The sequence below is a fragment of the Actinoplanes sp. NPDC004185 genome (genome assembly GCF_053603475.1).
In genome coordinates this window covers 19,867-46,674 of the sequence record NZ_JBSGFR010000062.1, presented here as the reverse complement: position 1 = coordinate 46,674, position 26,808 = coordinate 19,867, and the positions used below count along the sequence as shown (strand labels likewise).

Annotated in this window: 28 protein-coding genes and 1 riboswitch; of the genes, 15 read left to right on the top strand and 13 right to left on the bottom strand. The window is 73.2% G+C overall.

Annotation, left to right across the window (positions count from 1 at the left end; translation table 11 throughout):
• The 7 genes from ACWEOZ_RS39470 to ACWEOZ_RS39440 form a co-directional block, all read right to left on the bottom strand.
• On the bottom strand, positions 1-234 hold a 234-nt coding region (locus ACWEOZ_RS39470; protein ID WP_451915793.1), incomplete at its 3' end, for a hypothetical protein.
• Positions 235-406: 172 nt separating this feature from the next.
• Complete coding sequence (locus ACWEOZ_RS39465; protein ID WP_451915792.1) at positions 407-1,450, bottom strand: cobalamin B12-binding domain-containing protein; 1,044 nt, start codon at positions 1,448-1,450, stop codon at positions 407-409.
• The gene (locus ACWEOZ_RS39460; RefSeq protein WP_451915791.1) at positions 1,450-3,138 is read right to left on the bottom strand and encodes a PP2C family protein-serine/threonine phosphatase; all 1,689 of its coding nucleotides are present in this window, start codon (positions 3,136-3,138) and stop codon (positions 1,450-1,452) included. Before ACWEOZ_RS39460 ends, ACWEOZ_RS39465 begins: the two co-directional genes overlap by 1 nt.
• A 77-nt stretch (positions 3,139-3,215) precedes the next feature.
• Positions 3,216-4,013, bottom strand: a complete 798-nt coding sequence (locus ACWEOZ_RS39455; RefSeq protein ID WP_451915790.1) for an exodeoxyribonuclease III — start codon at positions 4,011-4,013, stop codon at positions 3,216-3,218.
• Between the two features lie 42 nt (positions 4,014-4,055).
• On the bottom strand, positions 4,056-4,208 hold the full coding sequence (locus ACWEOZ_RS39450; RefSeq protein ID WP_451915789.1) for a hypothetical protein: 153 nt from the start codon (positions 4,206-4,208) through the stop codon (positions 4,056-4,058).
• A 152-nt stretch (positions 4,209-4,360) separates the two neighbouring features.
• Positions 4,361-6,571: a putative bifunctional diguanylate cyclase/phosphodiesterase gene (locus ACWEOZ_RS39445; protein ID WP_451915788.1), complete on the bottom strand. Its 2,211-nt coding sequence runs from the start codon at positions 6,569-6,571 to the stop codon at positions 4,361-4,363.
• A gap of 84 nt (positions 6,572-6,655) precedes the next feature.
• Positions 6,656-7,516, bottom strand: a complete 861-nt coding sequence (locus ACWEOZ_RS39440; protein ID WP_451915787.1) for a universal stress protein — start codon at positions 7,514-7,516, stop codon at positions 6,656-6,658.
• Positions 7,517-7,694: 178 nt separating this feature from the next.
• On the opposite strand from ACWEOZ_RS39440, the gene ACWEOZ_RS39435 reads away from it, so the two are divergent.
• Positions 7,695-8,978, top strand: coding sequence for a citrate synthase (locus tag ACWEOZ_RS39435; protein ID WP_360544099.1), 1,284 nt, complete (start codon positions 7,695-7,697; stop codon positions 8,976-8,978).
• Between the two features lie 33 nt (positions 8,979-9,011).
• On the opposite strand, the gene ACWEOZ_RS39430 is transcribed toward ACWEOZ_RS39435, so the two are convergent.
• The gene (locus ACWEOZ_RS39430; RefSeq protein WP_451915786.1) at positions 9,012-10,292 is read right to left on the bottom strand and encodes a glycosyltransferase; all 1,281 of its coding nucleotides are present in this window, start codon (positions 10,290-10,292) and stop codon (positions 9,012-9,014) included.
• A gap of 59 nt (positions 10,293-10,351) precedes the next feature.
• Here ACWEOZ_RS39430 and ACWEOZ_RS39425 point away from each other — a divergent pair, with 59 nt between their 5' ends.
• From ACWEOZ_RS39425 to ACWEOZ_RS39390, 8 genes are all read left to right on the top strand, one after another.
• Complete coding sequence (locus ACWEOZ_RS39425) at positions 10,352-10,657, top strand: ArsR/SmtB family transcription factor (protein ID WP_451915785.1); 306 nt, start codon at positions 10,352-10,354, stop codon at positions 10,655-10,657.
• Positions 10,654-11,178: an SRPBCC family protein gene (locus ACWEOZ_RS39420; protein ID WP_451915784.1), complete on the top strand. Its 525-nt coding sequence runs from the start codon at positions 10,654-10,656 to the stop codon at positions 11,176-11,178. The genes ACWEOZ_RS39425 and ACWEOZ_RS39420 overlap by 4 nt, the downstream gene beginning before the upstream one ends.
• A gap of 60 nt (positions 11,179-11,238) precedes the next feature.
• On the top strand, positions 11,239-11,496 hold the full coding sequence (locus ACWEOZ_RS39415) for a sigma factor (RefSeq protein ID WP_451915783.1): 258 nt from the start codon (positions 11,239-11,241) through the stop codon (positions 11,494-11,496).
• A complete protein-coding gene (locus ACWEOZ_RS39410) occupies positions 11,493-12,755 on the top strand; it encodes a hypothetical protein (protein ID WP_451915782.1) in 1,263 nt (420 codons plus the stop codon). The genes ACWEOZ_RS39415 and ACWEOZ_RS39410 overlap by 4 nt, the downstream gene beginning before the upstream one ends.
• A gap of 88 nt (positions 12,756-12,843) precedes the next feature.
• Positions 12,844-14,415 carry a gluconokinase gene (locus ACWEOZ_RS39405; RefSeq protein WP_451915781.1) on the top strand — a complete coding sequence of 524 codons (1,572 nt, stop codon included), beginning with the start codon at positions 12,844-12,846 and terminating at the stop codon, positions 14,413-14,415.
• Positions 14,416-14,598: 183 nt separating this feature from the next.
• Positions 14,599-14,725: riboswitch (cobalamin riboswitch) on the top strand.
• A gap of 31 nt (positions 14,726-14,756) precedes the next feature.
• The gene (locus ACWEOZ_RS39400) at positions 14,757-16,844 is read left to right on the top strand and encodes a VWA domain-containing protein (protein ID WP_451915780.1); all 2,088 of its coding nucleotides are present in this window, start codon (positions 14,757-14,759) and stop codon (positions 16,842-16,844) included.
• Between the two features lie 124 nt (positions 16,845-16,968).
• Positions 16,969-17,568 (top strand): cob(I)yrinic acid a,c-diamide adenosyltransferase, encoded by a 600-nt coding sequence (cobO, locus tag ACWEOZ_RS39395; RefSeq protein WP_451915779.1) that lies wholly within the window; start codon positions 16,969-16,971, stop codon positions 17,566-17,568.
• Complete coding sequence (locus tag ACWEOZ_RS39390; RefSeq protein ID WP_451915778.1) at positions 17,562-18,938, top strand: cobyrinate a,c-diamide synthase; 1,377 nt, start codon at positions 17,562-17,564, stop codon at positions 18,936-18,938. The genes cobO and ACWEOZ_RS39390 overlap by 7 nt, the downstream gene beginning before the upstream one ends.
• Positions 18,939-19,109: 171 nt before the next feature.
• Here ACWEOZ_RS39390 and ACWEOZ_RS39385 read toward each other — a convergent pair whose 3' ends face one another.
• Positions 19,110-19,766, bottom strand: coding sequence for a TetR/AcrR family transcriptional regulator (locus ACWEOZ_RS39385; protein ID WP_451915777.1), 657 nt, complete (start codon positions 19,764-19,766; stop codon positions 19,110-19,112).
• Positions 19,767-19,831: 65 nt separating this feature from the next.
• Between ACWEOZ_RS39385 and ACWEOZ_RS39380 the strand changes: the two genes are divergently transcribed.
• From ACWEOZ_RS39380 to ACWEOZ_RS39370, 3 genes are read left to right on the top strand one after another with little or no spacing between them, the layout of a single operon-like run.
• Positions 19,832-20,125, top strand: coding sequence for a hypothetical protein (locus tag ACWEOZ_RS39380; protein ID WP_451915776.1), 294 nt, complete (start codon positions 19,832-19,834; stop codon positions 20,123-20,125).
• Positions 20,125-20,973, top strand: coding sequence for a class I SAM-dependent methyltransferase (locus ACWEOZ_RS39375; protein WP_451915775.1), 849 nt, complete (start codon positions 20,125-20,127; stop codon positions 20,971-20,973). Before ACWEOZ_RS39380 ends, ACWEOZ_RS39375 begins: the two co-directional genes overlap by 1 nt.
• A 55-nt stretch (positions 20,974-21,028) precedes the next feature.
• Positions 21,029-21,430, top strand: a complete 402-nt coding sequence (locus ACWEOZ_RS39370; RefSeq protein ID WP_451915774.1) for a cobalamin biosynthesis protein — start codon at positions 21,029-21,031, stop codon at positions 21,428-21,430.
• On the opposite strand, the gene ACWEOZ_RS39365 is transcribed toward ACWEOZ_RS39370, so the two are convergent.
• Positions 21,427-22,341 carry a Nif3-like dinuclear metal center hexameric protein gene (locus ACWEOZ_RS39365; RefSeq protein WP_451915773.1) on the bottom strand — a complete coding sequence of 305 codons (915 nt, stop codon included), beginning with the start codon at positions 22,339-22,341 and terminating at the stop codon, positions 21,427-21,429. The genes ACWEOZ_RS39370 and ACWEOZ_RS39365 overlap by 4 nt on opposite strands.
• A 148-nt stretch (positions 22,342-22,489) precedes the next feature.
• Between ACWEOZ_RS39365 and ACWEOZ_RS39360 the strand changes: the two genes are divergently transcribed.
• Both ACWEOZ_RS39360 and ACWEOZ_RS39355 read left to right on the top strand, forming a co-directional pair.
• On the top strand, positions 22,490-22,894 hold the full coding sequence (locus ACWEOZ_RS39360) for a helix-turn-helix domain-containing protein (protein WP_451915772.1): 405 nt from the start codon (positions 22,490-22,492) through the stop codon (positions 22,892-22,894).
• Complete coding sequence (locus tag ACWEOZ_RS39355; protein ID WP_451915771.1) at positions 22,834-23,415, top strand: ClpP family protease; 582 nt, start codon at positions 22,834-22,836, stop codon at positions 23,413-23,415. Before ACWEOZ_RS39360 ends, ACWEOZ_RS39355 begins: the two co-directional genes overlap by 61 nt.
• 73 nt (positions 23,416-23,488) lie before the next feature.
• On the opposite strand, the gene ACWEOZ_RS39350 is transcribed toward ACWEOZ_RS39355, so the two are convergent.
• Both ACWEOZ_RS39350 and ACWEOZ_RS39345 read right to left on the bottom strand, forming a co-directional pair.
• Positions 23,489-24,214 (bottom strand): peptidylprolyl isomerase, encoded by a 726-nt coding sequence (locus ACWEOZ_RS39350; protein ID WP_451915770.1) that lies wholly within the window; start codon positions 24,212-24,214, stop codon positions 23,489-23,491.
• A gap of 52 nt (positions 24,215-24,266) precedes the next feature.
• Positions 24,267-25,742, bottom strand: coding sequence for a glutamate--cysteine ligase (locus ACWEOZ_RS39345; RefSeq protein WP_451915796.1), 1,476 nt, complete (start codon positions 25,740-25,742; stop codon positions 24,267-24,269).
• A 91-nt stretch (positions 25,743-25,833) separates the two neighbouring features.
• Between ACWEOZ_RS39345 and ACWEOZ_RS39340 the strand changes: the two genes are divergently transcribed.
• Entirely contained in the window at positions 25,834-26,157 is a 324-nt protein-coding gene (locus tag ACWEOZ_RS39340) for a DUF3817 domain-containing protein (protein WP_451915769.1), read from the top strand.
• Here ACWEOZ_RS39340 and ACWEOZ_RS39335 read toward each other — a convergent pair.
• A complete protein-coding gene (locus tag ACWEOZ_RS39335; protein ID WP_451915768.1) occupies positions 26,123-26,797 on the bottom strand; it encodes an alpha/beta fold hydrolase in 675 nt (224 codons plus the stop codon). The two genes, ACWEOZ_RS39340 and ACWEOZ_RS39335, sit on opposite strands and share 35 nt — an antisense overlap.
• Positions 26,798-26,808: the final 11 nt, after the last annotated feature.

The following is a 26,808-nucleotide window of genomic DNA, read 5'->3' as shown; positions in this document are numbered from 1 at the left end:
GAACGCGTAGCTGCGGGCCGATCCGCCGGTCGCCCGTCCCGCGTGGTCGCGGTCGGAGCGCAGGCGGGCCGCCACCCGGGCGTCGCGCAGGCCGTGCCGCGCTGCGGTGCCGCCGGTGGCGGTCTGCTGGTCGGCCGGGCCGGTGACGGTGTCCGGCAGGGACACCGCCGCCGTCAGGTGCCGGCGGGCCAGGTCGTCAGGATCGACGTGTACGGAAAAGGGTTGGTCAGGCATGGAGCTACCTCCTCGATGGACGAGGCGAAACGGTGCGAGTGATGAAGGGGCACAGCGGCACGCGCCGGAGAAGGCACGGCGGGCCCGAGTCCTCAGGGCCGGGATCCACGCGGGTCGGCGTCAGGAGATCATGCCCGTACGCTAACGCCGGTCGGGGCGGCGATCCACCGATTTACCGGCGCAGCGTGGCGACGCCCGCGTCGATGATCCTGATGGCGGACGGATAGTCGCGGAGCTGGTCGCGCATCAGTGTCAGCCCGATCTGCAGGGCCACCGGCGGCACCTCCCGGGCCTCCAGCACCGCCGCGGTCCACGCCACGAAGTCGGTGAAGACCTGCTCGTCGGCCACGTACAGGGCCGCGGCCAGGAAGTCGACGACGTGGCCGAGGTCGTCGAGCGTCGAGTCGTGCTGACGCTGGCTGTAGGCGCCCATCGGCGGGTACGCGGTCGTCAGCCGGGTCATCGCGGTCTGCACCAGCTCACCGCGGTGCCGCACCAGGTACGTGTATTCGTCGTCGCCGAGGAACGCCGTCTGGTACGGGTCCTCGATCGGCGGCGGCCACTCCCGCGCCAGCCGCCGCACCGCACCCTCGGCGTCGGCTGCGCACGCGTCCGCGCCCAGGCGCTGCGCCCAGCGTCCCTCGGGACCGAAGCCCGGACCGCCGGCGATCACCGGGACACCGACCGAGCGGCAGGCCGTGATGGCCGCGTGGGCCCGTGGCAGCCGGGTCGCCAGCATGCAGCTCAGCGCCACCGCGTCCGGGCCGGTCTGGTGCAGGTGGGTGACCAGGTGCGGGCCCGGCACGTTGGCGCCGAGGAAGTCGACTCGCCAGCCGTCGAGCCGCAGCAGCTCGCCGAGGATGCGGACCGGAAGGGCGTGCCACTCGCCGTCGACGCAGGCGACCGTGATCCGGCCGCGGGTCGGGCGCACCGTGCTGCGGGCCGAGACGGCGCCCAGGGCCCGTTCGCTGATCGCGGTGGCCGCGTGCTCGCGGGCGATCGACCACTCGTTGGCCGCCCACAGCTCGCCGACCCGGCTCTGGGTGCGGGCGATCAGGTCCAGCATCACGCGGGCCGGATCGACGCCGTTGTCGAGCAGAGCGGTGACGATCTCGACGGCGCCGTACTCGTCGCCGTCACCCACCAGGCGCAGATATTCCTCACCCACACCGGGATCGTCCAGGGAACGCGGGGGAGTGGTGGTGGAGACGGTCATCAGCGGCTCCGGCCCCGGCGGTCACCCCGCCGGGCATCGATCGCGAACGGCGAGACGGGGGCGACGCCGCTGTCCATCAGGCTCAGCTTGGTGCGCGACGGCGCTCGCACGGCGAGCATCGCGATGTCGTCGCGGACCCCGCCGTGCACCCAGTCGGAGACGAGCTGGCGGACCCGCTCCACCGCGGCCGCGCCGGGCATGCCGGCGCAGCTCGCCAGGGCGTCACGGAGCCGGCTCTCGCCGTACTGCTCCGTGCCGCTCGGGCCGCCGCGGGCCTCGGTCAGACCGTCGCTGTAGAGCAGGCAGAGCTCACCCGGGGCCAGCTCGATCGCGGCCGGGCCCACGGTGATGTGCGGGACGACCCCGATCAGCGTGCCGGCGACCGGGACCGGCTCGACCGTGCCGTCGGCCCGCAGCACCAGCGGCGCGGGATGCCCGCCGGTGGCCAGGCACATGCGCACCCGGCCGTGCTCGGCCCGGCTGATCGCGGCGACGACCAGGGTGACGAAGCGGTGCTGGCGGCCCGAGCCCAGCAACGCGCGGTTGAGCACCGTCAGCATCGCGGCCGGGTCGGCGTCGACCAGCCGCAGCGCGCGCAGCGTCTGGCGCACCTTGCCGGTCAGCACGGCCGCCTCGGGGCCCTTGCCGCAGACGTCGCCCAGCGCGACGACCGTCTCCGGGCTGCCCTCGACCGGGCCGAAGACGTCGTAGAAGTCGCCACCGATCCGCAGCGCGTCCTTCGCCGCCTGGTAGGAGCCGATCAGCTCGACGCCCTCGGGCTGCGGCAGCTCCGGCGGCAGCAGGTCGGCCTGCAGGATGGCGGTGGTGTCGACCTGGTCGCGGTAGAGGGCGGCGGCGGAGATCGCGGCGCCCGCGCGGGCGGCGAAGATCCGGGCCAGCATCTCGTCCTCGGCCGAGAACACCGCGTCGGGGCCGCGCCGGGCCAGGATCAGCGCGCCGGCCGGCTCGGCGTTGCCCGGCAGCGGCGTCACCAGCAGGGCGCCGACCGGGCCGAAGCCCTCGGGCAGCAGCCACGCCGGCACCTGCGAGGCGTCCAGCCAGCGGCTCGGGACCGGCGGGAAGCCGCCCAGCGCCTCCTCCAGGCCGGGGACCTCGCCGAGCACGCTCTCGCGGAGCATGCCCTCCTGCACGGACTCGCCGGCGATCAGCCGCATCCACTCGTTCTGCCGGCGGCGGGCCGGCAACACCACGACCGCGGCGTCGGCCAGGTGGGCCGCGGCCAGCTCGACCGTGGTACGCAGGCAGCGCCGCTGGTTGAGCGAGGCGGACAACCGTCGGCTCGCCTCGGCCAGGAACAGCGTGCGGTCGCGTTCGGCCTGGAACTCCTGGGCGCGGGCGATCTCCTCGGTGATGTCCTGCAGATACCACCCGTAGTGCTCGTCGCCGAGCGGGCGGCGGTGGCCGAGCAGCTGCCGGCCCTGATGGTCGTCGGTGAAGGTGCTGGTGCCCTCGGCGATCGCGCGGGCCAGCCCGGCCAGGGGGCTGTGCGTGGCCGGGATCCCGGGCCGCACGTCGGGCAGCATGGCCTGTGCCGCGGCGTTGACCAGGACGATCGTGTGGTCCTCGGCGGTGCACAGCAGCACCGCCTCGCCGGCGGCGTCCAGCGCCGCGCGCAGCAGGGCGGGCGCGGGGGCGAGGACCGGAACGGCCGGTACCCGGGTGTCCATGTCCGTTCCCCTTCCTCTCCCCGCCGGATGGTCGCGATCCCGCCCAGCCTACGCGGTGCGGCCGGATACGGCTCCGCTCAGACGGGGGACTGTGCCTCGCCGGCGGCGTCCCCGTCCAGCTCGACGAGCACGGGAGCGTGGTCGGAGGGGCCCTTGCCCTTGCGGGCCTCCCGGTCGATCACCGCGTCGGTGACCCGGGCCGCCACGTCGGCGGTCGCATAGACCAGATCGATCCGCATGCCCTTGTTCTGGTGGAACATGCCGGCCCGGTAGTCCCAGTAGGTGAACGGGCGGTCGCCCTTCATGGGCCGGGGCACGACGTCGGTGAGGCCGAGCGCCCGCAGCGCGGCCAGGGCCTCGCGCTCAGGCGGGGTGACATGGGTGGAGCCGGCGAAGACCTTGATGTCCCAGACGTCCTCGTCGCCCGGGGCGACGTTGAAGTCGCCGGCCACCACGGCCGGCCCGGGCGTCGCGGCGAGCGCGTCCCGCAGGGCGGCGAACCAGGCCAGCTTGTACGCGTAGTGCGGGTCGTCCGGGGTGCGCCCGTTGGGCACGTACACCGAGGTGAACCGGATGCCGGCGCAGGTGGCGCTGATCGCGCGGGCCTCCGGCTCGGGGAAGCCGGGCTCGCCGTCGAAGCCGTGCCGCACGTCAGCCAGGCCGACCCGGGACAGCAGGGCGACGCCGTTCCAGCGGCCCTGGCCGTACGCGGCGGTCTCGTAGCCGAGCGCGGCGACCTCCTGCTCGGGGAAACCGTCGGCGGCGACCTTGGTCTCCTGCAGGCAGAGCACGTCGGGCCGGGTCTGCTCGAGCCAGTCCAGCAGCCGGGGCAGCCGGGCCTTGACCGAGTTCACGTTCCACGTGGCGAAGCGCATCCACCCAGCCTGCCAGCGTGTGACGGCGTCGATGTCGCCGGGTCAGTGCTCCGGGGTGCGGCGGTCGGCCCGCATCGGCGCGGAGCTGCTCCGCACGGCCAGGAGCAGGGCGGCGGTCAGGCCGGAGGCCAGCATGAGCAGCACGGCCACCAGCCAGAGCACGGACCCGTCGGATCCGATCAGACTCGTCATCATGTCGCCTCCTCCGGTCCCCAGGTGATCGGCCCGGCGCCGCCGAAGGCAAGGATCCGGGCGAGCGAATAATGCCGGACCTGTCGCCGGGACGCCAGGGGCTGAGGAGACGTTTGTCACCTCATGGGGAAGACGGTACCCGCTGAGCCGCGCGTTCAACCGGGCGGAGCGGGGGCGTACCGGCGGGCGCCCCAGTGGGTCGCGAAGTCCCCGGCCCCCACCCCCGGGCCCCACAGCCAGCCCTGGCCCTGGGTCACGCCGACCGCGGCGAGCGCGTCGCGCTGGATCCGGGTCTCCACCCCCTCGGCCACGATGCTCAGGCCCAGCGCCCGGCTCATCGCCACCACGGCCCGGACGATCTCCTCGTCCTCGCCGCTCTCGCCGAGCCCGGACACGAACGACCGGTCGATCTTGACCCCGGTGACCGGGAAGCGGCGCAGGTAACCCAGCGCCGAGAAGCCCGTGCCGAAGTCGTCGACGAGCAGCTTGAGGCCGAGCTCGCGCAGCTCGTACAGCACCCGGGCGGTGACGCTGCCGCCGTCGGCCATCACCGACTCGGTCATCTCCAGCGCCACGGCCGCGGCCGGCACGCCGTGCTGCAGCAGCTCACCGGCCACGATCAGGGGAAGCTCGGCGTTGCTGAGCTGGCGCGGTGAGACGTTGATGGACAGGTAGAAGTCGGGTCCGACGGTGCCGTCCGCGCGCCAGGTGGCCAGCTGGCTGAGCGCCTCGTTGCGGACCCAGGTGCCGAGCGTGCCGATCAGTCCGGCGTCCTCGGCGACCGGGATGAAGGTCATCGGCGGGATCGGCCCGCGCTGCGGGTGGTTCCACCGCACCAGGGCCTCGGCGCCGATCGGCCGGCCCGTCTCCAGCCGCACGATCGGCTGGTAGACGACGCTGAGCTGGCCCTCCACCAGGGCCGTGCGCAGCGCGCCCTCCAGCTCGATGCGCTCGCGGACCCGGTCGTGCATGGAGGTGTCGAAGATGGTCGCCCGGCCGGGGCCCTCGGCCTTCGAGCGGTACATCGCGGTGTCGGCGTCGCGCAGCAGGGCCTGGGCGGTCACCTCGGGGGAGTCGTCACCGGGGGCGTGGGCGATGCCGATCGACGCGCTGATCACCACCTCGGTGTCGCGGACCGTCAGCGACCGGGCGAAGCAGCCCTGGATGACGTCGACCAGGCGCAGCGCACCCTGCTCGTCGCCGAGGTAGGCGACCAGGAACTCGTCCCCGCCGACCCGGGCGAGCATCGTGCCGGCCGGGATCGCCGCGCGCAGCCGGGCCGCGACCTCGATGACCAGCTGATCACCCGTGTCGTGGCCCCAGGAGTCGTTGACCCACTTGAAGCCGTCCAGGTCGAGCAGGTACACCCAGATCCGCCGGGCGTCCGGCGAGGGCACCGTGCCCAGCAGCCGCTCGATCTCGTGCGAGATCATCCGGCGGTTGGGCAGGCCGGTCAGCGGGTCGTGCATGGCCTGGTGCTCCGAGTGCAGCTGCGCCGCGACCTGCGCCTGCACCGCGGAGACGGCCCGCAGCAGCAGCAACGCGACGATGGCCAGGCCGCAGGCGCCGATCAGCGCGCGGTATTCCGGCGAGTCGCCGCCGACCAGCACCAGCAGCACGAACGGGGTGGACACCGCGGGCACCAGCAGGGTCATCCGCCGCCACGACCAGGCCTGCACCGGATGCCGGGTGGCGCGGCCCAGCCCCACCACCGACGGGTGCAGCGCGCTCACCCCGAGCAGCACGTACGCCAGCAGGAAGGGCACGTCCAGCAGCGGCGACGTGTAGGTCTTGCCCTCCACCCCGATGATCCCGTACGCCACGTCGCCCACGACCATCAGCGCCATCCCGCCCAGCAGCGCCGTCAGGCTCACCGGCCAGGTGCGCGCCGTGAAGGTCAGGTTGATGCCCAGGGCCAGCAGCACCACGTCGAACAGCGGGTAGAGCCCGGCCAGCACCGACTCGATCGGCGGCCGGCCGGAGATCGCCGCGGCCGGCGCCGCCAGCAGCAGCGCGCCGGCCAGCCCGCCGGCCAGGCAGACCATGAGGCCGTCGAGGACCGAGTGCCGGGCGATGCCGCCCCGCGACAGCAGGAACATGGTGAAGGACGTGCCGATCAGGACGTAGCCCGGGACGGTGAACGCGTCCGCGATCAGCGGCTGGCCGACCACCAGCGGCCGGACCACCACGCCGATGAGGAACAGCAGGGCCGCGGCGCCCATGAACAACCAGGCGGCGCGGGGCTCGGCGCCGAGGCGGCGCGGCGCGGAGAAGCACGCCCAGACGGTGCCGGCGCCGATCGCGGCGAAACAGGCCACGCTGACCGGTTCGGCGAGATTCAGCGTGTACAGAGCGGTGGCGAGCACGCCGGCGACGCCGAACAGCCTCCACCGTCGCCGACCCCGTGTCGACGGAGCTGCGGTCAGCACCCGTCATCGCCCCCTGGCCAGTCAGCTCATCAGCGCTCCCGCCGATGGCACCGTACCCGCCGGCGACCTGTCCCCGGCAGGGGTTCCGTGGACAAACACTGTCGGACAGGCACACCTGCGCAGCAACTGCTGGGCCACCGTGCCCAGCAGCGAGCCGCCGCTGATGCCCCGCGGACCCACGATCATCATCCGGGCTCGGCGGGACGCGCGGATGAGATTCGGCGCAGCTTCGCCGACCAGGATCCGGCGCCGGGCGCCCGCCAGGCCCTCGACGCCGGCCACCGCGGCCTCCAGCAGGCGCCGGCCGGCCTCCCGCCCGTCCTCGTGGCTGACCACGTGCGCGACGTCCACCGGGGCGTGCCGCAGGCGGGCCTCCGCCGCGGCCAGCCGCAGGGCCAGCAGTGAGCTCGGCGAGCCGTCGAAGGCGGTCAGCAGCGGGCCGGCCGGCGGGCGGTTGCCCCGGGCCACCACCACCGGGCAGCGGGCCCGGGCGACGGTCTGCACCAGCACGGAGTCGGCCGGCAGCCGTGGGCTGAGGGCGAGATCGTCGTCGCCGAGCACGATCAGATCCGCGGTGCGGCTCTGCCGCAGCAGCTCACGGACCGGCAGGCCGTCGGCGAGCAGGCCCTCGACGTGCACGCCGGGCACCGTACGGGTGGCGGTGGCGACCGCCTCGGCCACGAGCTGCCCGGCCTCATGACGTGCCGTGGCCCAGTCGGGTGCGTCGTCGAAGCATCGCGGGCCGGGCCAGGAGAACACGTGCACGATCCGCAGGGGCCGGCCCCGGGCGACGGCCTCCCGCGCACCCAGCCGCGCGGCGGCCAGCCCCGACGATGTGCCGTTGACGCCCACCACGACAGGGGCAGGGCCGGGTATCCGCATCGGTTCACCACCTCCGCACCGCGACGACGCGGTCCACAGACCATTATCTATGGTGTTCCTGGGAAGGCGGTCGTGATCAATCCCTCAGCGGTCGACCGTCTGATGACCCGTTCAGGTTGAGGGTTTACGGTGAACGGCAGGTTATTGGCGACATCTGCCGGTGAAGTGAGGGAATTACATGACGGATGTCAAGCTCGACCACCCCGGTGGCCAGTTGTCCATGCCGGTCCGCCCGGCGGTCGAGGGTCCAGGCGGCATCGACGTCAGCGCGCTGCTGAAGGAGACCGGATACGTCACCCTGGACCAGGGCTTCGTCAACACGGCTTCCTGCGCGTCGGCGATCACCTACATCGACGGTGACGCCGGCATCCTGCGCTATCGGGGCTTCCCGATCGAGCAGCTCGCCGGCAAGGCCTCGTTCCTCGAGGTGTCGTACCTGCTGATCCACGACGCGCTGCCGACGCCGGCCCAGCTGGCCGAGTTCGGCGACAAGATCCGCGTGCACACGCTGCTGCAGGAGGAGATGCGCGCCTTCTTCTCCGGCTTCCCGCGTGACGCGCACCCGATGGCCGTGCTCTCCTCGGCCGTCACCGCCCTGTCGACGTTCTACCAGGACGCGCTCGACCCGACCGATCCGGAGCAGGTCGAGATCTCCGGGATCCGGCTGATGGCGAAGCTTCCGACGATCGCGGCGTACGCGTACAAGAAGTCCATCGGCCACCCGCTGCCGTACCCGGACAACTCCCTGGACTACGTCGAGAACTTCCTGCGCATGACGTTCGGGCTGCCCACCGTGAACTACGAGGTGGACCCGACCATCGCCAAGGTGCTCGACATGCTCTTCGTGCTGCACGCCGACCACGAGCAGAACTGCTCCACGTCGACCGTGCGGCTGGTCGGCTCGGCGCAGGCCAACCTGTTCGCGTCGGTGTCCTCGGGCATCAACGCGCTCTCCGGCCCGCTGCACGGCGGCGCCAACTCCGCGGTGCTGGAGATGCTCGAGGGCATCCGCGCCGACGGCGGCGACGTGGACGCCTTCGTGCGCCGCGTCAAGGCCAAGGAGAAGGGCGTGAAGCTCATGGGCTTCGGGCACCGGGTCTACAAGAACTACGACCCGCGCGCCGCCATCGTCAAGAAGGCCGTCCAGGACGTCATCTCCACCATGGACAAGCCGGACCCGCTGCTCGACATCGCGCTCAAGCTCGAGGAGATCGCCCTCGCGGACGACTACTTCGTCTCCCGCAAGCTGTACCCGAACGTCGACTTCTACACCGGCCTGATCTACAAGGCGATGGGCTTCCCCACCAAGATGTTCACGGTGCTGTTCGCCCTCGGCCGGCTGCCCGGCTGGATCGCCCAGTGGGCCGAGCAGAACGCCGACCCGGCCACCAAGATCGGTCGCCCGCGCCAGCTCTACATCGGCGAGACCGAGCGCCAGTTCATCCCGATCACCGAGCGCTGATCGGTCGTTCCCGGGCCGCGGCCGTCCTCCTGCTCAGGAGGGCGGCCGCTGCTTTTCCCGCCGCTGCCGCTCCGGCGACTGCGTCTCCAGCCATTGCGCGATCCGCGCCGTGCCGTCCTCGCCCGCCAGCTGGGCCGCGACGGCCGCGGCCCGCGCCGCATGGCGCGGCTCGCTCGTGACCGACCGCAAGGCCCCGGCCAGGCGGTCCGCCGTCAGCTCGGACAAGGGTACGGGCGGCGGCGCCACCCCCAGCTCGTGCAGCCGCCGGGCCCAGAACGGCTGATCGGCCAGCACCGGCACGCCCACCGCCGGCACTCCCGCGCGTAACCCGGCCGCGGTCGTCCCCGCCCCGCAGTGGTGCACCACCGCGGCCATCCGCGGGAAGAGCCAGTCGTGCGGCAGCGCGCCGACACTGAGCACATCCGGCCCGTCCTCGACGCGCAGTCCCGACCAGCCCGCCTGCACAACAGCCCGCACCCCGGCGGCGCGTACGGCGGCCAGCACGGGTCCGGCGAGCCGCTCCCCGTGGCCCGGGGCCATGCTGCCGAAGCCCACGAAGACCGGTGGCGGTCCGTCCGCGAGGAACCGCTCGACCTCGGCGGGTGGGCTCCAGCCCGGCGGGCGCTCGGGCCACCAGTAGCCGACCACCTCTTGCGAAGCCGGCCAGTCCGTGGGCCGGGGCACCACGCTCGGGCTGAAGCCGTGAAAGGTCGGCCACCGGTGCTGCTGGGCCCGTTGCAGAGCGGCCATGCCGCGGCGGGGCAGACCCAGGCGCCGGCGCAGGTCACGGACCGGCCCGGCATAGAGCGGGTGCGCTGCGGACTCCAGGATGCGCCCGGTGAGCCGGTTGCCCGTCCGGCCCAGGGAGCGGCCGCCGACCAGCACCGGCCCGAAGTCACCGGTCGGGAAGACCGGCTGCAGGAAGACCCCGGCCCAGGGGATGCCGGCCGCCTCGGCGACCTGATAGCCCAGCGGTGCGACGACCGTGGAGAGGAGCACCGCCTCGGCGCCGGTCTGCTCGACCGCCCGCACGATGCCGTCGCCCAGCTCGGCGACCAGGGGGCGGGCGATGCGCAGCAGCCGCAGCAGGGCGCGCGGCCCGGTGCCCGAGCCGGTGCCGTCCTGGCCGCGCGCCTGCGGCAGGATCCGCCGCAGATCCCCGGGCAGGGCCACGAACGGCAGCTCGACGAGCTCCCGGAACGGCTCGTGGGAGGCCAGCGTGACCTCGTGGCCGGCGTCGCGCAGCCGGGCGCCGAGTCCCGTGTACGGGGCCACATCACCGGTCGAGCCGGACGTCACGATCAGCACCCGCATGCTCCGAGGATAGCTCCATGCCTTGACGGTTATATAACCGCAGTGGAATAGTCGCCTGCGTGCCCGTGGACGCCATCTCCGTACTCGCCGAGCCGACCCGCCGCCGGATCCTCGACGAGTTGCGGCTGGCCGACAGCAGCGTCGGCCAGCTGGTCGAGAAGCTCGCGATGAGCCAGCCCGCCGTCTCCAAGCACCTGAAAGTGCTGCGCGAGGCCGGGTTCGTCGCCAGCCGCACCGCCGCCCAGCAACGCATCTACTCCCTCGAGCCCGGACCGTTCCGTGAGCTCGACGCCTGGCTGGCGCCGTACCGCCGGTTGTGGACCCGGCACCTGGACGCCCTGGAACGCCACCTGGAGGAATCATGAAGCCCGATTTCGACCCCGGCCCGCTCGCCGACGCGACCGTGGCCGACGACGGCGGTCGCTGGACCCTGATCTTCGTGCGGGCCCTGCCGCACCCGCCGGAGAAGGTGTGGGCCGCCCTGACCGACCCTGAGCGCCTCGACCAGTGGGCGCCGTTCGCCGCCGCCCGCGACCTGTCCCACCCCGGCGAGACGACGCTGACGATGGTCGACGGTCCCGATCGGACGGACCTGCCCGCCACTGTGCTGCGTGCCGACGCGCCGGCCCTGCTCGAATACACGTGGGGCGACGACCTGCTGCGCTGGGAGCTGACCCCGGGCGACGGCGGCACGACCCTCACTCTGCGGCACACCTTCGCCAAGCGCGACGAGGCACCGATGTTCGCCGCCGGCTGGCACCTGTGCGTCGCCGTCCTGGCCCGGCTGCTGGCCGGTGACCCGGTCGGGGTCATCCGCGGCAGCGACGCCACTGCCCACGGCTGGGAGGAACTGCGCGCGGCGTACGCCCGGAAATTGCCGGTCTGAGCGGCAACCTTTCCCCGCCCACCGGTGTCAGGCAGGGTGACGGACGGGGAGAGGCACGCCATGCGCGACGGGTTCGACGACTTCGTACGCAGCCGCAGCACCGGCCTGCTGCGGATCGCGTACCTGCTCACCGGGGACCGGCACAGTGCCGAGGACCTGGTGCAGGAGGTGCTCGAGCAGATGTACGTGAAATGGCGCCGGATCCACACGCTGGACTGCTCCGAGGGCAACGTCGAGAGCAGCGTGTCCCGGGGCCTGACCCGGCTGCGGGCCGCCCTCGACCCCGTCACCACGACCACCGAACGGGGACAGGCGTGACCGACACCGACATCCGTACCGCGCTCGAGAACGCCACGGGTGACCTGCGTACCCCGCCCGACCTGCTGGACCGGGTCCGGGCCGGTGGCCGGCGGCGGGTGGTGCGGCGCCGTACCGTGCTCGCCGCGGGCCTGGCCACGATCGCGGCCGGCGGCACTGCCGGGGTCCTCGTCTCCGGTGGCGACGGCGGCGACGTGCCGGTCGCCTCGCCGCTGCTCGACCACCCGACCCGGGGCGACCTGAAGAACGACGCCGCCTTCCTCGACGGCGTCCGCACCGCCTGGCGCGACCATCTCGGCGACCTGCCCGTACGCGGTGAGCCGCACGTCGCATGGGCCGGCCTGGCACCGCTGCGGGCCGGGATCGCCGTGGTCGCTCAGCGGACGCCGCAACGGGTCGCGTCCCCGATCGGCCAGATCAGCTACGGCCTGACCGGCTTCGTCGAGCAGACCCCGGACGGGCTGCGGGTCATGTCGCTGGAGGAGATGCTCACCGATGCCACCAACTCCGCGGCCGCCCTGCTCGGCCCGGACCACACCGTGCTGATGGTCCTCGACGACGGGCGCGGCATCCGGTACTCGCCGGCCGTCGCCTACACCGAGCAGGGCCGGATCAGCCGTACTTTCACGCCGTTCGACTTCCGGACGCACGACGGGGTGGCCTTCGGGGCCACCCCGCAGTCGCAGACCCTGATCCGGGTGGCGCTGCGCGCGGACGTGCCCGATGCGCGGGGCGATCGCTCGGTCGGCTTGGCCAACCTCTCCCGGCTGGTGGAGGACGCCGGTCGCGGGGCGCCACCGGCCGGCACCGCACGCCGGGAAAGGTTGCTGGCCGGGCCCGCGTTCGAGGCGGACCCGTGGGACCTGTCCGGGCGCGAGGGTTACGACGACCCGTACGGCTACCGGATCACCCCGCCGCCCGCCGACACCTGGATCCTGCGGGGCACCACCGCCGACGGCGGCCGGTTCGTCGTGCAGACCCTGACCGGCACCGACGACCGCGTACGCCTGTTCCTGTCGCTGGGCGCCCCCGAACCGGTGCTGCGCGGCTTCCCGGACCCGGCGGCGCCCCTGCCGGTGCGGGTACGGCTGCCCGACGGCCAGGGTGTCGTGGTCGCCGCGCCGGGCCGGCTGCGCTACCGCGTGGCTGGCGGCACGTGGCTGCCCGTCACCGGCGACGCGGCGCTGCTGCCCGCCGCGGCCGACGAGGCCGAGGTGACCACCGCGCGAGGACAGGCAGTCCGGGTGCGACTCGCCTAAGGTCGGGGGACAGGTGTCCGGTCCCCCGCCCGCCCGGCTTGAGGTGCGCGATGACCGGGCATGTCTGTCGGCGATCAGGGGAGGCTGCATGGACGTCGTCATCGGTGTCGACACCGGAACCACCGCGACCAAGGCCATCGCGGCCGGGCCGACGGGTGAGGTGCGCGCGATGGCCAGCGTGCACTACCCGCTGTCGGTGCCCGGCCCGGGGCAGGCCGAGCTCGACCCCGCGAAGCTGCGCGACGCCGCGATCGAAGCCCTGGTCACGGTGGCCAAGGAGGCCCAGGAGCGCGGCGATCGGGTCATCGCCGTGAGCCTCAGCGCGTTCCTGCACGGGCTGGTCCCGATGAACGCCGACGGCACGGCCCGCGGCCCGCTGATCACCTGGGCGGACAACCGGGCCGCCGAGCAGAGCGAGCGGATCGTGACGTCCGGCCGGGCGAAGGACCTGCAGGCCCGCACCGGTACGCCCGTGCACCCGATGTCCCCGCTGACCAAGCTCGCCTGGTGGGGGGCCACCGACCCGGCCGTCCTGCGGGACACACCGCGGTGGGGCGGCGTCAAGGAGATCGTCCTGGCGGGCCTCGCGGACGAGGGCTTCCTGCTGGACCTGTCGGTCGCCTCCGGCACCGGCATGTACGACATCCACCAGCGGCGCTGGGACCCCGAGGCTCTCGAGCTGGCCGGAATCCCGGAGAGCCGGCTGGCCGAGGTCGTGCCGACCACCCGGCAGCTGCGCCTCAACCGGGAGGTGGCGGTCGCGGCCGGGCTCCCGCCGGACCTGCCCCTGATCATCGGGGCCGCCGACGGACCGCTGGCCAACCTGGGCGTGGGCGCGACGCCGGTCGGGGTGGCCGCCGTGTCCCTCGGCACCAGCGGCGCCCTGCGCACCGTCGTGCACGGCCCGACCGCGGACAAGGCGGGCCGGCTGTTCTGCTACGCGCTGACCGAGGACCGCTGGGTGGTCGGCGGCGCCATCAACAACGCCGGCTCCGTGGTCCGCTGGGCCGGCCAGACCTTCGCGGGCGGCTTCGACCGGCCCACCGCGGAGGGCGAGGACGCCGACGTCCGCGACGCCGCCCTGCTGACCGAGGCGGCGGGGGTGGAGCCGGGCAGCGAAGGGCTGCTCTGCCTGCCGTACCTGCTGGGTGAACGGGCGCCGTGGTGGCGTGGGGGGATGCGCGGGGCGTACATCGGCCTGCGCCGCGAGCACGGCCGGGCCCACCTGGTCCGGGCCGCGGTCGAGGGGGTGTGCCAGCAGCTGGCGCTGGTCCGCGACACGTTCGCCGACGAGGGCATCGAGATGACCGAGGTCCGGGCCACCGGCGGGGCGGTCGCGTCGGAGCTGTGGGTCGGCATCCTGGCCGCGGCGCTGGACCTGCCGGTCGCGATCGCCGACACGCCGGAGGGGACGGCGCTGGGCGCCTGCCTGCTGGCCCGGCACGCGCTGGGGGAGCTGCCGGACCTGGACGAGGCGGCGGCGCTGGTGGCGATCTCCGAGCACGAACGGCCGGACCCGCGCAACGCCGGCCTGTACCGGCGGATGCGGCCGCTGGTGGAGCAGTCAGCGCTGGCGGTCACCGATGTGCTCAAGGAGCTGGACAAGCTGGCTCCCGAGCCGCTGCCCGACACGGAGAAGGCGCTGCCGGGCGTCGGCTGAGCAGCTCGCCCCGGTCTTTCCCGCCGTGCCCGGCCGGCCGCGGGCTTTCCTCGCTCGCGGCTCGGCCCGGTCTGTCTCGCCGTGCTCGGCCGGGCGCGGCCTTGTCACCCGCTCGCGGCTCGGCCGGGTGGTGGGCCGGGCCGGGGTGAGGATGCCCACCCGGCCCCGCGTTGACGGCGTACCGGGCCGTGAGAAAGAGTGGCTCGCGAGCGGCAGTGGAGGAACCCGGTGGGAGACCGGGACGGTCCCGCCACTGTGACCGGGGTCCGCCCCGGAAGTCAGGCGACTCCGGCCGCTCGTACCTTCCACACGCGGGCGCGGACCCGCGGAAAGGACCGGGCGTGACGCCGTACCCGTTCTCTGCCGTCGTCGGCCTCGACGACCTGCGGCTCGCGCTGCTGCTGACCGCTGTGTCCCCCGCCGTCGGCGGGGTCCTGGTCCGCGGCGAGAAGGGCACGGCGAAATCCACGGTCGTCCGGGCCCTGGCCACCCTGCTGCCCGAGGTCGACGTGGTCCGCGGCTGCCGCTTCGCCTGCGACCCGGCCGCGCCCGACCCGGGCTGTCCCGACGGGCCGCACGAGCCCGGCGCGCCGCACGGCCACCGTCCCGCCACCCTGGTCGAGCTGCCCGTCGGTGCCACCGAGGACCGGGTCGTCGGCACCCTGGACATCCAGCGTGCGCTGGCCGACGGCGTCAAGGCGTACGAGCCGGGTCTGCTCGCCGCCGCCCACCGCGGCGCCCTCTACGTCGACGAGGTCAACCTGCTGCCCGACCACCTGGTGGATCTGCTGCTCGACGCGGCCGCGATGGGCCGCGCCCACGTCGAGCGCGACGGGGTGTCGGTCAAGCACGCGGCCCGGTTCCTGCTGGTCGGCACGATGAACCCCGAGGAGGGCGAGCCCCGCCCGCAGCTGGTCGACCGGTTCGGCCTGGTCGTGACGGTCGCCGCCCCGCGTGACGCGAAGCTGCGGGCCGAGGTGGTCCGGCGCCGCCTGGCGTACGAGGCCGGGCCCGAGGCGTTCGCGACCCGGTTCGCGGCCGACGAGAAGGCCCTGGCCGAGCGGATCCTGGCCGCCCGGGAGGCGGTGCCGTCCGTGCGGCTGCCGGACGCCGAGCTGGACCGGATCGCGCGGGTGTGCCTGGCCTACGGTGTCGACGGGATGCGCGCGGACATCGTCGTGGCGCGGTGCGCGGTGGCCCTGGCGGCGTGGCACGGCCGCGATCGGGTGACGGCCGAGGACATCCGGGATGCGGCGCGGCTCGCATTGCCGCACCGGCGTCGCAAGGATCCGCTCGACCCGCCGGGCACCGATGAGGAGCGGTTGGAAGAGGCGTTGGACCAGGCCGCTCAGGATGACCCGAATGACGATCCGCCGCCGGAGGACGGCCCGGACGGACCCGACCCCGGCGGCCCTGACTCCGGCGGCCCTGAATCCGGCGGCCCTGAATCGCGCGGGTCGGAGTCCGGCGGCCCCGATGCCGGTCCCGATCCGGGTGGGTCTGGTTCCGGCGGGCCCGGCTCCGGTGGCCCGGACCGTTCCGGCGGCCCTGACGCTTCCGGCCCGGTGGAGCAGACCCCGCGGGATGCCGCAGCGGAGGCGCCGGCTGACGAGCAGCGCAAGGTGAACGGGGGTGCGGCGGCTCAGGCCGGTGTGGCCTACCGGCCGCGGACGTTGCGGATCTCTGCTCGCGGTGAGGGTGGGCACGCCGGGCGCCGGTCGCCGGCCTTCGCGCGGCGCGGGCGGGTCGTCGGCTCGCGGGTGCCGCGCGGCAAGCTCGCCGGTGCGCCGCATCTGCCGGCCACTCTGCGGGCCGCCATCCACCGCGGCGCCCTCAGCGGCGTGCGGACGGGAGAGGTGCAGCCGCGTGACCTGCGGGAGGCCGTGCATGTCGGGCGTGAGGCCAACCTCGTGCTGTTCGTCGTGGACGCGTCCGGGTCGATGGCCGCGCGGAAGCGGATGACCGTCGTCAAGAACGCTGTGCTGTCGCTGCTGCGGGACGCGTACCAGCGGCGGGACCGGATCGGCATGATCACCTTCCGGGGGTCCACCGCGGATCAGGTGCTGCCGCCCACGTCCAGCCACGAGGTCGGGGTGCTGCGGCTCGCCGGGTTGCGTACCGGTGGGCGGACCCCGCTGGCCGCCGGCCTGCGCGCCGCGGCCGCGACCATCGCCACCGAGCGGCGCCGTGATCCGCGCCGGCGGCCGCTGCTCGTCGTCGTCACCGACGGGCGTGCGACCAGCGGGCCTGATCCTGTGCTGGTCGCGCCGGCGCTGGCCGGGGTGGCCGCTGTGGTCGTCGACTGCGAGGCCGGGCCGATCCGGCTGGGGCTGGCCCGGCGGCTGGCCACCGCTCTCGGCGCCGACGTCATGCCGCTCGACGCGCTCGCCGCCAACCCGGCCTCCACGCCGCTGGGGAGGGCCGCGTGATGCTGCCTTCCGCTGTCGTCTCGCGGGTTTCCGAGCCGGTCTCTGGTTCGCTGTCGCTTTCCGCGCCGGTCCCGCGGCCGGGACGTTGTCGCAGACCGTTCATCTCGTTGAGGAAGGCTGCCTGATGCCGCAGGGACAGGTCACCACCGTGCCGCAGGATGGGCTCACCACGCGGCAGCGGCGCCGGCAGGCGGTGCTCGCTGTCCACACCGGACACGGCAAGGGCAAGTCGACCGCCGCGTTCGGGATGGCGCTGCGGGCCTGGAGCGCCGGCTGGTCCATCGGCGTCTTCCAGTTCGTGAAGTCCGAGAAGTGGCGGGTCGGCGAGGAGGCCGCGCTCAAGGCCCTCGGGCAGGCCGGCGGGCCGGGCGTGGCCTGGCACAAGATGGGTGAGGGCTGGTCCTGGATCCAGCGGGCCGGCACCGAACGCGACCACGCGGCCGAGGCGGCCGAGGGCTGGGCGCAGATCAAACGGGACCTGGCGGCCGAGACCCACAAGTTCTACGTGCTCGACGAGTTCACCTACCCGATGAAGTGGGGCTGGGTCGATGTCGCCGACGTCGTCGCGACCCTCGCGGAGCGGCCGGGCACCCAGCACGTCGTGATCACCGGCCGGGACGCGCACCCGGACCTGCTCGCCGCGGCCGACCTGGTCACCGAGATGACGAAGGTCAAGCATCCGATGGACGCGGGCCGCAAGGGACAGCAGGGCATCGAATGGTGAGCATCCCGCGGGTGGTCATCGCCGCCCCCGCCTCCGGGCACGGCAAGACCACTGTGGCCACCGGGCTGCTCGCCGCGTTCGCCGCCCGGGGCCTGAGCGTGGCCCCGTTCAAGGTCGGCCCGGACTACATCGACCCCGGCTACCACGCGCTCGCGGCGGGCCGCCCCGGACGCAACCTCGACCCGGTGATGGTCGGCGAGGAACTGATCGGACCCCTGTTCGCGCACGGTTCGGCGGGCACCGACCTGGCCGTCGTCGAGGGCGTGATGGGGCTCTACGACGGGCGTACCGGTGCGGGCGACACCGGATCGACGGCGCACGTCGCCGGCCTGCTCGACGCGCCGGTCATCCTGGTCGTCGACGCCGCCGCGCAGGGCCGTTCGGTGGCCGCGCTGGTGCACGGCTTCCGCAGCTTCGGCAACGTCCGCATGGCCGGGGTGATCCTCAACCGGGTCGGCTCCGACCGGCACGAGTCGATCCTGCGCGAGGCGTGCGAGGAGGTGGGCACGCCGGTGCTGGGCGCGATGCGCCGGGCCGACGCCGTCGCGGCCCCGTCCCGCCACCTCGGCCTGGTGCCCGCGGCCGAGCGCCGCACCGAGGCGACCACGTCGGTCGCCGCCCTCGCGTCGCTGGTCACAGCGTCGGTCGACCTCGACGCGGTGCTGGCCGTCGCCCGCACCGCACCGCCGCTGACGGCGACACCGTGGACCCCGCAGGCCGCGGACCCGGTGCCGGGCCGCCCGGTGGTCGCCATCGCGGGCGGACCGGCCTTCACTTTCGCGTACGCGGAAACAGCCGAACTCCTGGCCGGCGCCGGCGCGGAGGTCGTGACGGTCGACCCGCTCCGCGACGAGACCCTGCCGGAAGGCACCCGCGCGCTGGTCGTCGGCGGCGGCTTCCCGGAGGTGTACGCGGCGGAACTGTCCGCGAACGAGCCCCTGCGCCTGGCCGTGGCATCACTGGCGGCGGTGGGCATGCCGATCGCGGCGGAATGCGCCGGTCTGCTGTGGCTGTGCCGAACCCTGGACGGCGCGCCGATGTGCGGGGTGCTGGACGCGGACGCCTCGATGACGCCGTCGTTGACGCTGGGATATCGCGACGCGGTGGCGCTGACGGACAGTCCGTTGTTCCCGGCCGGGTCGCGGATCACCGGTCATGAGTTCCACCGGACGATGGTGCATCCGCGGTCGGGGTTGCTGCTGGAGCCGGCCGGGGGAGCGGCCTGGGCCTGGCGGGGCGCTGATCCGGAAGGGTTCGCGACGGGGAATCTGCATGCCTCGTATCTGCATCTGCACTGGGCCGCGGCGCCGGGGGTGGCGCGTCGGGTGGTGGCGCAGGCGGCTGCGGTGAGGCCGATCGCGGTGCTGTGACGGCTTCGCATGGCACAGCGCTTCGTCGATGACGAATGGGCCAGGATCCTAGGAAGGCCTACGCGGGGTGACGGGATCGCCGCACCGCGCTGAAGGGTCGGGATCGCAGAGTCCTGCGCTTCGCGCAGCTAGAGCCGCCGAGCGGGCGGTCACCGGCGCCACCGTGCGGTGTCAAACCGGAGAGGGCGACGGTTTCGCCAGGATCGCGCCGGCGACCGTGTCGACGTACCAGCGCTGGAATTCCTCGCTGGTCCAGCCGCGTTCGCGGACCAGCCGGTCGTAGTTGCGGACGTCCTGCGCCAGCCACAGCACGTCGGCGATCTTGTCCGGGTGCAGGTCGTCCCGCAGCTCGCCGGTCACGGCCAGGTCCGCGGCGAACATCGTCATGCCGCGCTGCCGGTCCTCGAGGTTCTTGCGCCACACCGCCGCCGCGTCCGGGTCCGCGGTGGCGGCTCCGGCCAGCGCCAGCATCACCTGGGCCTGACGCTCGTGGGTCTCGGCGAGGTGGCGGGCGAAGCGGGCCAGCCGGGCCCGGGCCCCGCTGAGCGAGCGGATCTCCGCCACGAACGCCCGGTCCGGCAGGGCCACCGGCGCGTCGTCACCGGCGATCGTGACGTCGACCAGTTCCGAGAGCAGCTGCCGCTTGCTGCCGAACACGGCATAGAGCGTCTGGACGGCCACCCCGGCCTCGGCCGCCACGGTGGTGAGCCGCGTCGCGGCATAGCCCGGATCGACGAACAACTTGGCCGCCGCGTCGAGGATGGCCCGCCGGGTCTGCCGCGCCTGTTCCTGTCGTCGAGCTGACGTGTAAGCCCTGCCGCCGGTCACCGGATCAGTGTAGTGATACATTCGATAGAGCTTCACTCTAATCAACGGACGAGAGGGTGTGCGCGATGCCGTTCGGTGTGGTGCAGGAGATGCCGGGAGTCAGCGAGGCGGAGTACCGCCAGGTCGAGAAGCACCTGGGGCCGGATCGGCCGCCGGGTCTGCTGGCTCACGTCGCCGGGCCGAGCGAGGTCGGCTGGCGCATCATCAACATCTGGGCGGACGAGGCGGCGTTCCGCGCGTTCCAGTCGCAGCGCCTGGTCCGCGCGGCGGGTCTCGCCGCCCAGGAGGACGGTTTCGACCCCACGAAGGCCGCCTCGTTCAGCTCGCTGAGCGTCGACGGCGCCGAGATGCCGTTCTGATGACACGCGCGGCGCAACTGCGTGCCCGCAACGCGAGCTTCTGGGCACAGGCCGCGCCCGGCTGGATCCGGCATGCCGAGCGGCAGGACGAGTTCGGCCGCCCGCTGGGCGCGGCGGCGGTCGAGCACCTGCGCGCGGCCCCTGGCGAGCGGGTGCTGGACGTCGGTTGCGGCTGCGGCGGTACGACAGCTGAGCTCGCGGCGGCAGTCGGGCCCACCGGTGTCGCCGTGGGCGTCGATCTGGCCGAGGCGATGGTGGCAGCCGCGCGTCACCGGTTCCCCCAGCTGCGCTTCGTGGCGGACGACATCGAGACGATGGGTGCGGTGCCGGGAGCGCCGTTCGACGCGGCGTACTCCCGGATGACCGTGATGGTCCTGGCCGACCCGGTGGCCGGCCTCACCACGATCGCGCAGTCGCTGCGACCCGGCGGCCGGTTCGCCGCAACGGTCTTCCGTGACGCCGGGACCGTTCCGTGGCTGCCGGCTGTCGTGCTGGGCGCTGCTCCGCATCTGGGGGATCTGCCACCGCTGCCGCTCGGGGACGAGCCCGGGCCGTTCGCCTTCGCGGATCCCGTACGGATCGAGCGTCTGCTCACGGCCGCAGGCTTCGGCGCGGTGGTGATCGAACCGCACGACGTCACGCTGGCTCCACCGGACGAGCCGGACCCGGTTGTGGAGTGGTTGATCGAGATCGGACCGGCCGGTGCCGCCTACCGGGAGGCTGCCCCGGCGGCGCAGGCATCGGCCAGATCGGGTGCGGCGCGGCTGCTGGAGCGCTTCCGTACTCCCGGCGTCGGCTACCGTCTCCCGGCCGGTATCTGGCTCGTGTCAGCGAAGCTCGGCGGCTGACACGGATGCCGGGCCTGCCTTCGGAACACCGCACCCGCGGGCGTACGGTCCGGAGGTGACGGTGACGGGCAGCTTGGTTCTCGGGCTCGGGGCACGTGCCGGCGTACCCGAGGAAGAGCTGGCCGCGGCGATCGACGCCGCGCTGCGGCAAGCCGGTCTGGACCCCGCCCGGATCAGCGCCCTGGCGACGCTGGATCGGCGGGCCGCCGAGGCCGGCGTCCGAGCCGTCGCCCAGCGGTACGGCTGGCCGATCACCGGATTCGCCGCGGCCGCGCTGGCCGGCGTCGACGTGCCGCACGGCTCCGGAATCGTGGCCGAGGCGACCGGCACCCCGAGCGTCGCCGAAGCCGCCGCTCTGCTGGCCGGCGGCCCTGACGCCGTTCTCGTCCTGACCAAGACCGCGTTCCCCCGATCGACTGTGGCGATCGCCCGCGGCGCCATCGACCCGCACGCCTAACGCCACCATTGCGGTTCGTCGAGCAGGTGCGGTGTCAGACCGTGCTGTGCCGCCAGCCAACGGCTGAGCTGGGTGCGCAGGACGAGCTGCTCGCTCGCCGCGTGGGACACGCCGATCAGCGTCATCGTCGTGCCGGCCGCGAAGGCGCGGACGTCGGCGTACTTGCGACGGCCGGGACCGCCCTCGATCCGTACGTGGATCTCGCCGGTCAGCCAGGCCTGGGCACCCCGCTCCTCCGCCGCTGCCATCTCGGCCACCCGGTCGCCGATGCCGCCGACCACCGCGATCCGCTCGATGACCGGTCGCTGCCGGCCGGCGACCTCCACGAGATCGACCTTGAAGATCCGCCGAGCCGCGGCGATGAGCTCAGAGCTGGACAGCGGCGGCACCCGGCACAGCAAGCCCGCGAATCCGTCACCGTAAGGCCAGAAGCCACTCTCCACGGTGCCGCCGAGCGCCTCCACGATCGCGGCTGCCGTGCCGACCTCGCGTGACGTGTCCATCGGGGCGTGGACGGCGTACATGCTCAGTCCGCGTCCGGTGATCGCGGCGAGGTGGCGGCTGCCGATCGGCACGAAGCCCTCGGCCCAGCGTCCGTCCGGGTGACCGTTGCGGACGTCGATCGGATGGTGGGTGATCAGCAGGTCGCCGGGACGGGCGAGCGCCAGCCACTGCTCCAGGACCTCCGCGGACGGGAAGCAGGCGGCGAAGACCTGCCCGACCTGCGCCCGGCCGCGGATCATCAGGCCGTTGAACTTCTCGGCGAATTCCGGCGTGGCCCAGCGCCGCCAGTCGACGCCGGCCTCGGCGTAGACGCGGGGGAGGTGCCGGCTCATGGCGATGTCGGGCGCGGCTGAGGCGAGCGCGAACAACCGATCGAGATCGTCGACGACGGCCTGCAACTGCGCCATGGCGGTGACGGTAGCTCGGTCGGTCACGGCCGTGGATCCCAGCGAACCGCCCGGATCGCACACGTCGCCACCGCGGCCGCGACGATGATCAGGGCTGCCGCGGCGGCGAGGCCCCTAGAATGGGGACTCGCCAGAGGGGAGGGGTGCGATGTCGCTCCTGCGGTCAGCCATCGGCACGGTGCTGCGGCGCCTGCGCCACCAGCAGGGTCGCACCTTGCAGGACGTCGCGGACGCCGCCGGGGTGTCGCTGCCGTACCTGTCGGAGATCGAGCGTGGCCGCAAGGAGGCCTCCTCCGAGATCCTGGCCAGCATCTGCGCCGCCCTCGGCCTGCCGCTGACCGACCTGCTCGAGCAGGTACGCGCCGAGCTGCTCCGCACCACCCCGGTGACCACCCCCGTGCGCGCCCCCAGAATGCGCGTGACCTGCGGCTATGCCCAGGGCAGATCTGCCCACGGCAGAGATCGTCGCCGCCCGCCGGGACGCGCCGCAGGATGGGTCGTATGCAGACCGACCAGGCTCCCTTCGGCGCCCAGCTCTACGACGCACTTCTAGCCGAACGCATCGTCTTCCTCGGCACCGAGGTCACCGACGCGAGCGCCAACATGGTGTGCGGGCAGTTGCTCCTGCTCGCCGCGGCTGACCCGCGCCGGGACATCCAGCTCTACATCAACTCGCCGGGCGGCTCGGTCAGTGCCGGGCTCGCGATCTACGACACCATGCGGTTCATCAAGAACGACGTGGCCACCATCGCCATGGGCATGGCCGGTTCGATGGGCCAGTTCCTGCTGACCGCGGGCACCGCCGGCAAGCGGTTCGCCTTGCCCCACGCGCGGATCATGATGCATCAGCCGTCGGGCGGCTTCGGCGGCACGGTCGCGGACATCACCATCCAGGCCGAGAACATGCTGTACGTCAAGCGCAAGGTTCAGGAGCTGATCGCCCGCCACAGCGGCCGCACGATGGCCGAGGTCGAGGCCGACTCGGACCGCGACCGCTGGTTCACCGCCGAGCAGGCCGTGGCCTACGGCCTGATCGACGAGGTCATCAGTGAAGCCGCCGCGGTGGCGGCGTGATGGAGCGAGGCGGTCTCGGCCGCGGTGGCCGCACGATCGGGCGAGGCGCCGCCGACCGCGCTGGCCGCCTGACTCAGCGATGCACCGTGGCCCGGCGGATCTCGGTCCGCAGCGCGGGCGGCCCGTCCAACGGAGCCGGATCCTCAGCCGTCGGCGTCACGCCACCGGCCGCGACCCGGTCCAGGGTCCGCAGTCCGCCCCGCTCCACGCTGCCGAAGATCGTGTAGTTCGGCCGCAGCGCCGAGTTGCCGTAGACCAGGAAGAACTGGCTGCCGTTGGTGTCCGGGCCGGCGTTGGCCATGGCCAGCACGCCCCGGGCGTACACCTTGCGCTCGCCGGTCGGGTCGGTGGGCGCGGGCGGCAGGTTCGTGGGCAGCTCGTCGCCGTAGCGGTAGCCGGGGCCGCCGGAGCCGGTCCCGCTCGGGTCGCCGCACTGCAGGACCAGGAGCGTCGGGTACGCGGTCAGCCGGTGACAGACGGTCCGGTCGTAGAACCGGTGCCGGACCAGGTGCACGAAACTCTGCACTGTGCACGGCGCCTGGGCCCGGTCGAGCTCCAGCGGGATCGGCCCGAGGTTGGTCCGCAGCAGCACGTCCACGGTGCCACGATCGGGGGTGTGCCGCGGATCGCGAGGCAGCGGCACCGGCCGCACAGCGGGATCGTCCGGCGTGGGCGTGTACGCACACGGCCCCTTGGTGGGCGCGGTGGGATCGGTGCCGTGCGCGGCAGCGGGCGCGGCACCGACCACACCGGCCGCGAATACGGAGACCAGGACGAACGCCAGACGTCGCTTCATCATCCCCTCGGTCTAATCGATCCACTTGGATACGTCAAGGCGCCCGGCAGGACGGTCAGGAGACCGGCCACTCGTGGACCGGGATGTTCTCGTGCATCGGCGGCAGGTACCGCCGCAGCATCTCGTGCAGAGCGGCCTGCCGGTCCAGCCCCTCACCCTCCAGCGCATGCAGCGTCTCCACCTGCCATGTCGCCCCGTTGCGTCCGGTCAGGCAGCGCTGCTCGATGATGCCCAGCAGCCTGTCCCGCTCGCCCGCCGACACCCCCCACTTGTCCAGGCCCTCCTTGGCCAGCGGCAGTAGCCGGCGCAGCACCAGCTCGGACACCGGCACGTAGCCCAGCCCCGGCCAGAACACCGACGCCGCGAGGCCGTGCCGGGCGCAGGAGTGGAAGTTCTCCTCCGCGGCGCTGAACGACATCTGGGTCCAGATCGGACGCTCGGCCTCGGCCAGCATCCGAACCAGGCCGTAGTAGAAGGCCCCGTTGGCCACCGTGTCGACGACCGTCGGGCCGGCCGGCAGCACCCTGTTCTCCACGCGCAGGTGCGGGCGGCCCTTGACCACCGCGTAGATCGGCCTGTTCCACCTGTACACCGTGCCGTTGTGCAGGCGCAGCTCGCTGAGCTCCGGGGTGTCGCCACTCTCCAGGATCTGCTCCGGGTCGTCCTCGTCGCAGATCGGCAGCAGCGCCGGGAAGTAGCGCACGTTCTCCTCGAACAGGTCGAAGACCGAGGTGATCCAGCGTTCGCCGAACCACACCCGCGGGCGTACGCCCTGGGCCCGGATCTCCTCCGAGCGGGTGTCGGTGGCCTGCTCGAACAGCGGGATCCGGGTCTCGCGCCACAGCTCGCGGCCGAACAGCAGCGGCGAGTTCGCGCCCAGCGCCACCTGGATGCCGGAGATGACCTGGGCCGCGTTCCAGTACGCCGCGAACTGGTCCGGGCTCACCTGCAGGTGGAACTGGGTGCTGGTGCAGGCCGCCTCGGGCGCGATGGTGTCCGTGGTGACGGCCAGCCGGTCGATGCCGTCGATGCGGATGTCCAGGTCCTCGCCGCGGGCCGCGAAGATCTGCTCGTTCAGCAGCTTGTAACGCGGGTTCGCCGACAGCGAGTCGGCGGTCATGTGTTCCTTGCGCAGCGTCGGCAGGATGCCGATCATCACCATGTGCGCGCCGACGCTGCGGGCGTGCTCCTCGGCGTTGTTCAGGCTGGCCCGCAGTTCGCGTTCCAGGTCGGCGTTCTCGTCACCGGCCAGCCGGCGCGGGGCCACGTTTATCTCGACGTTGAACTGGCCCAGCTCGGTCTGGAAGTCCGGGTCGGCGATGGCCCGCAGCACCTCGGCGTTGCGCATCGCCGGGTCGGCGTTGCCGTCGACCAGGTTGAGCTCGACCTCCATGCCGGTCAGCGGCCGTTCGAAATCGAAGCGCGAGTCGCGCAGCATGGCCGCGAAGACGTCGAGACTGCGCCTGATCTTCTGCCGGTACTGCGATCTGTCCTCGCGGGTGAATGTCCTCTGGTCGACCTCTTCGCCCACCGCGCACCGCCCCTCTGCCTGCATCTATGATCTCGTGCACAACCCGTCGGCGCATCAGAAGAACGCGTCGTACCACTCCGGAGGTTTCCGCGTGCGCCGCATACCTGCCCTTTTCGTCGCCGTGGCAATCGCGGAGGCGTGCAGCTGGGCAGCGTTGCTGATCGGGATGTTCTTCAAGTACGTGGTTGTGCGCAACGAGATCGGCGTGCAGATCGCCGGGCCGATCCACGGCGCCTTCTTCATGGCGTACCTGGCCGTCACCGTGGTGCAGGCCCGGGTGGCCGGCTGGAAGTGGTGGGTCACACTGGCCGCCCTTCTCTGCTCGATCCCGCCGTTCGCGACCGTGGTCTTCGAGCGCTGGGCCCGTTCGCGGGGTCTGCTCACCGCCGCAGCAGAGCCCGCAGCGCAGTCGTGAGCGCCTGAGGGTTCTCCTCGGCCATGTGGTGGCCGCTCTCGATCGGCACCCCTTGCACGTCGTCGGCCCAGTCCCGCCAGATCGCCAGCGGGTCGCCGTAGAGCTCCTCCATGTCGTCGCGGGTCGACCAGGCGAACAGCACCGGGCAGGTGATCCGCCGGCCGGCGGCCCGGTCCGCGTCGTCGGCCGCGCGGTCCCCGCGCAGGCCCGCGCGGTAGTCGCAGCACATCGCGTGCACGGTCGCCGGGTCGTAGATCGCTTCGCGTTCCTCCGGCGGCGCGGCGTCGCCGAGGCCGTACCAGGCGTGCGGGTCGGCGTTGATGACCCGTTCCGCCGGCTTCGCCGTCTGGCCCAGGAAGAACCAGTGCCACCACAGCGCGGCGAATCGGGCGTCGGCCCGGGCGAGGGCTTCGCCGATGGGTACGCCGTCGAGCACCGCCAGATGGGTCACCACGTCCGGATGGTCCAGGGCGAGCCGCTGGGCCACGTTACTGCCCCGGTCGTGCCCCGCCATGGCGAAACGGTCGTGTCCGAGCCGGGCCCTGTGCAGCAGGACGACCGGCGGGCCGCTGCCGCCGTGACGCACCCTCAGGGTCGCCGCCCCGACGTCGATGTGGTCCAGCGTGAAGCCGTCGAACATGACCATCGTTG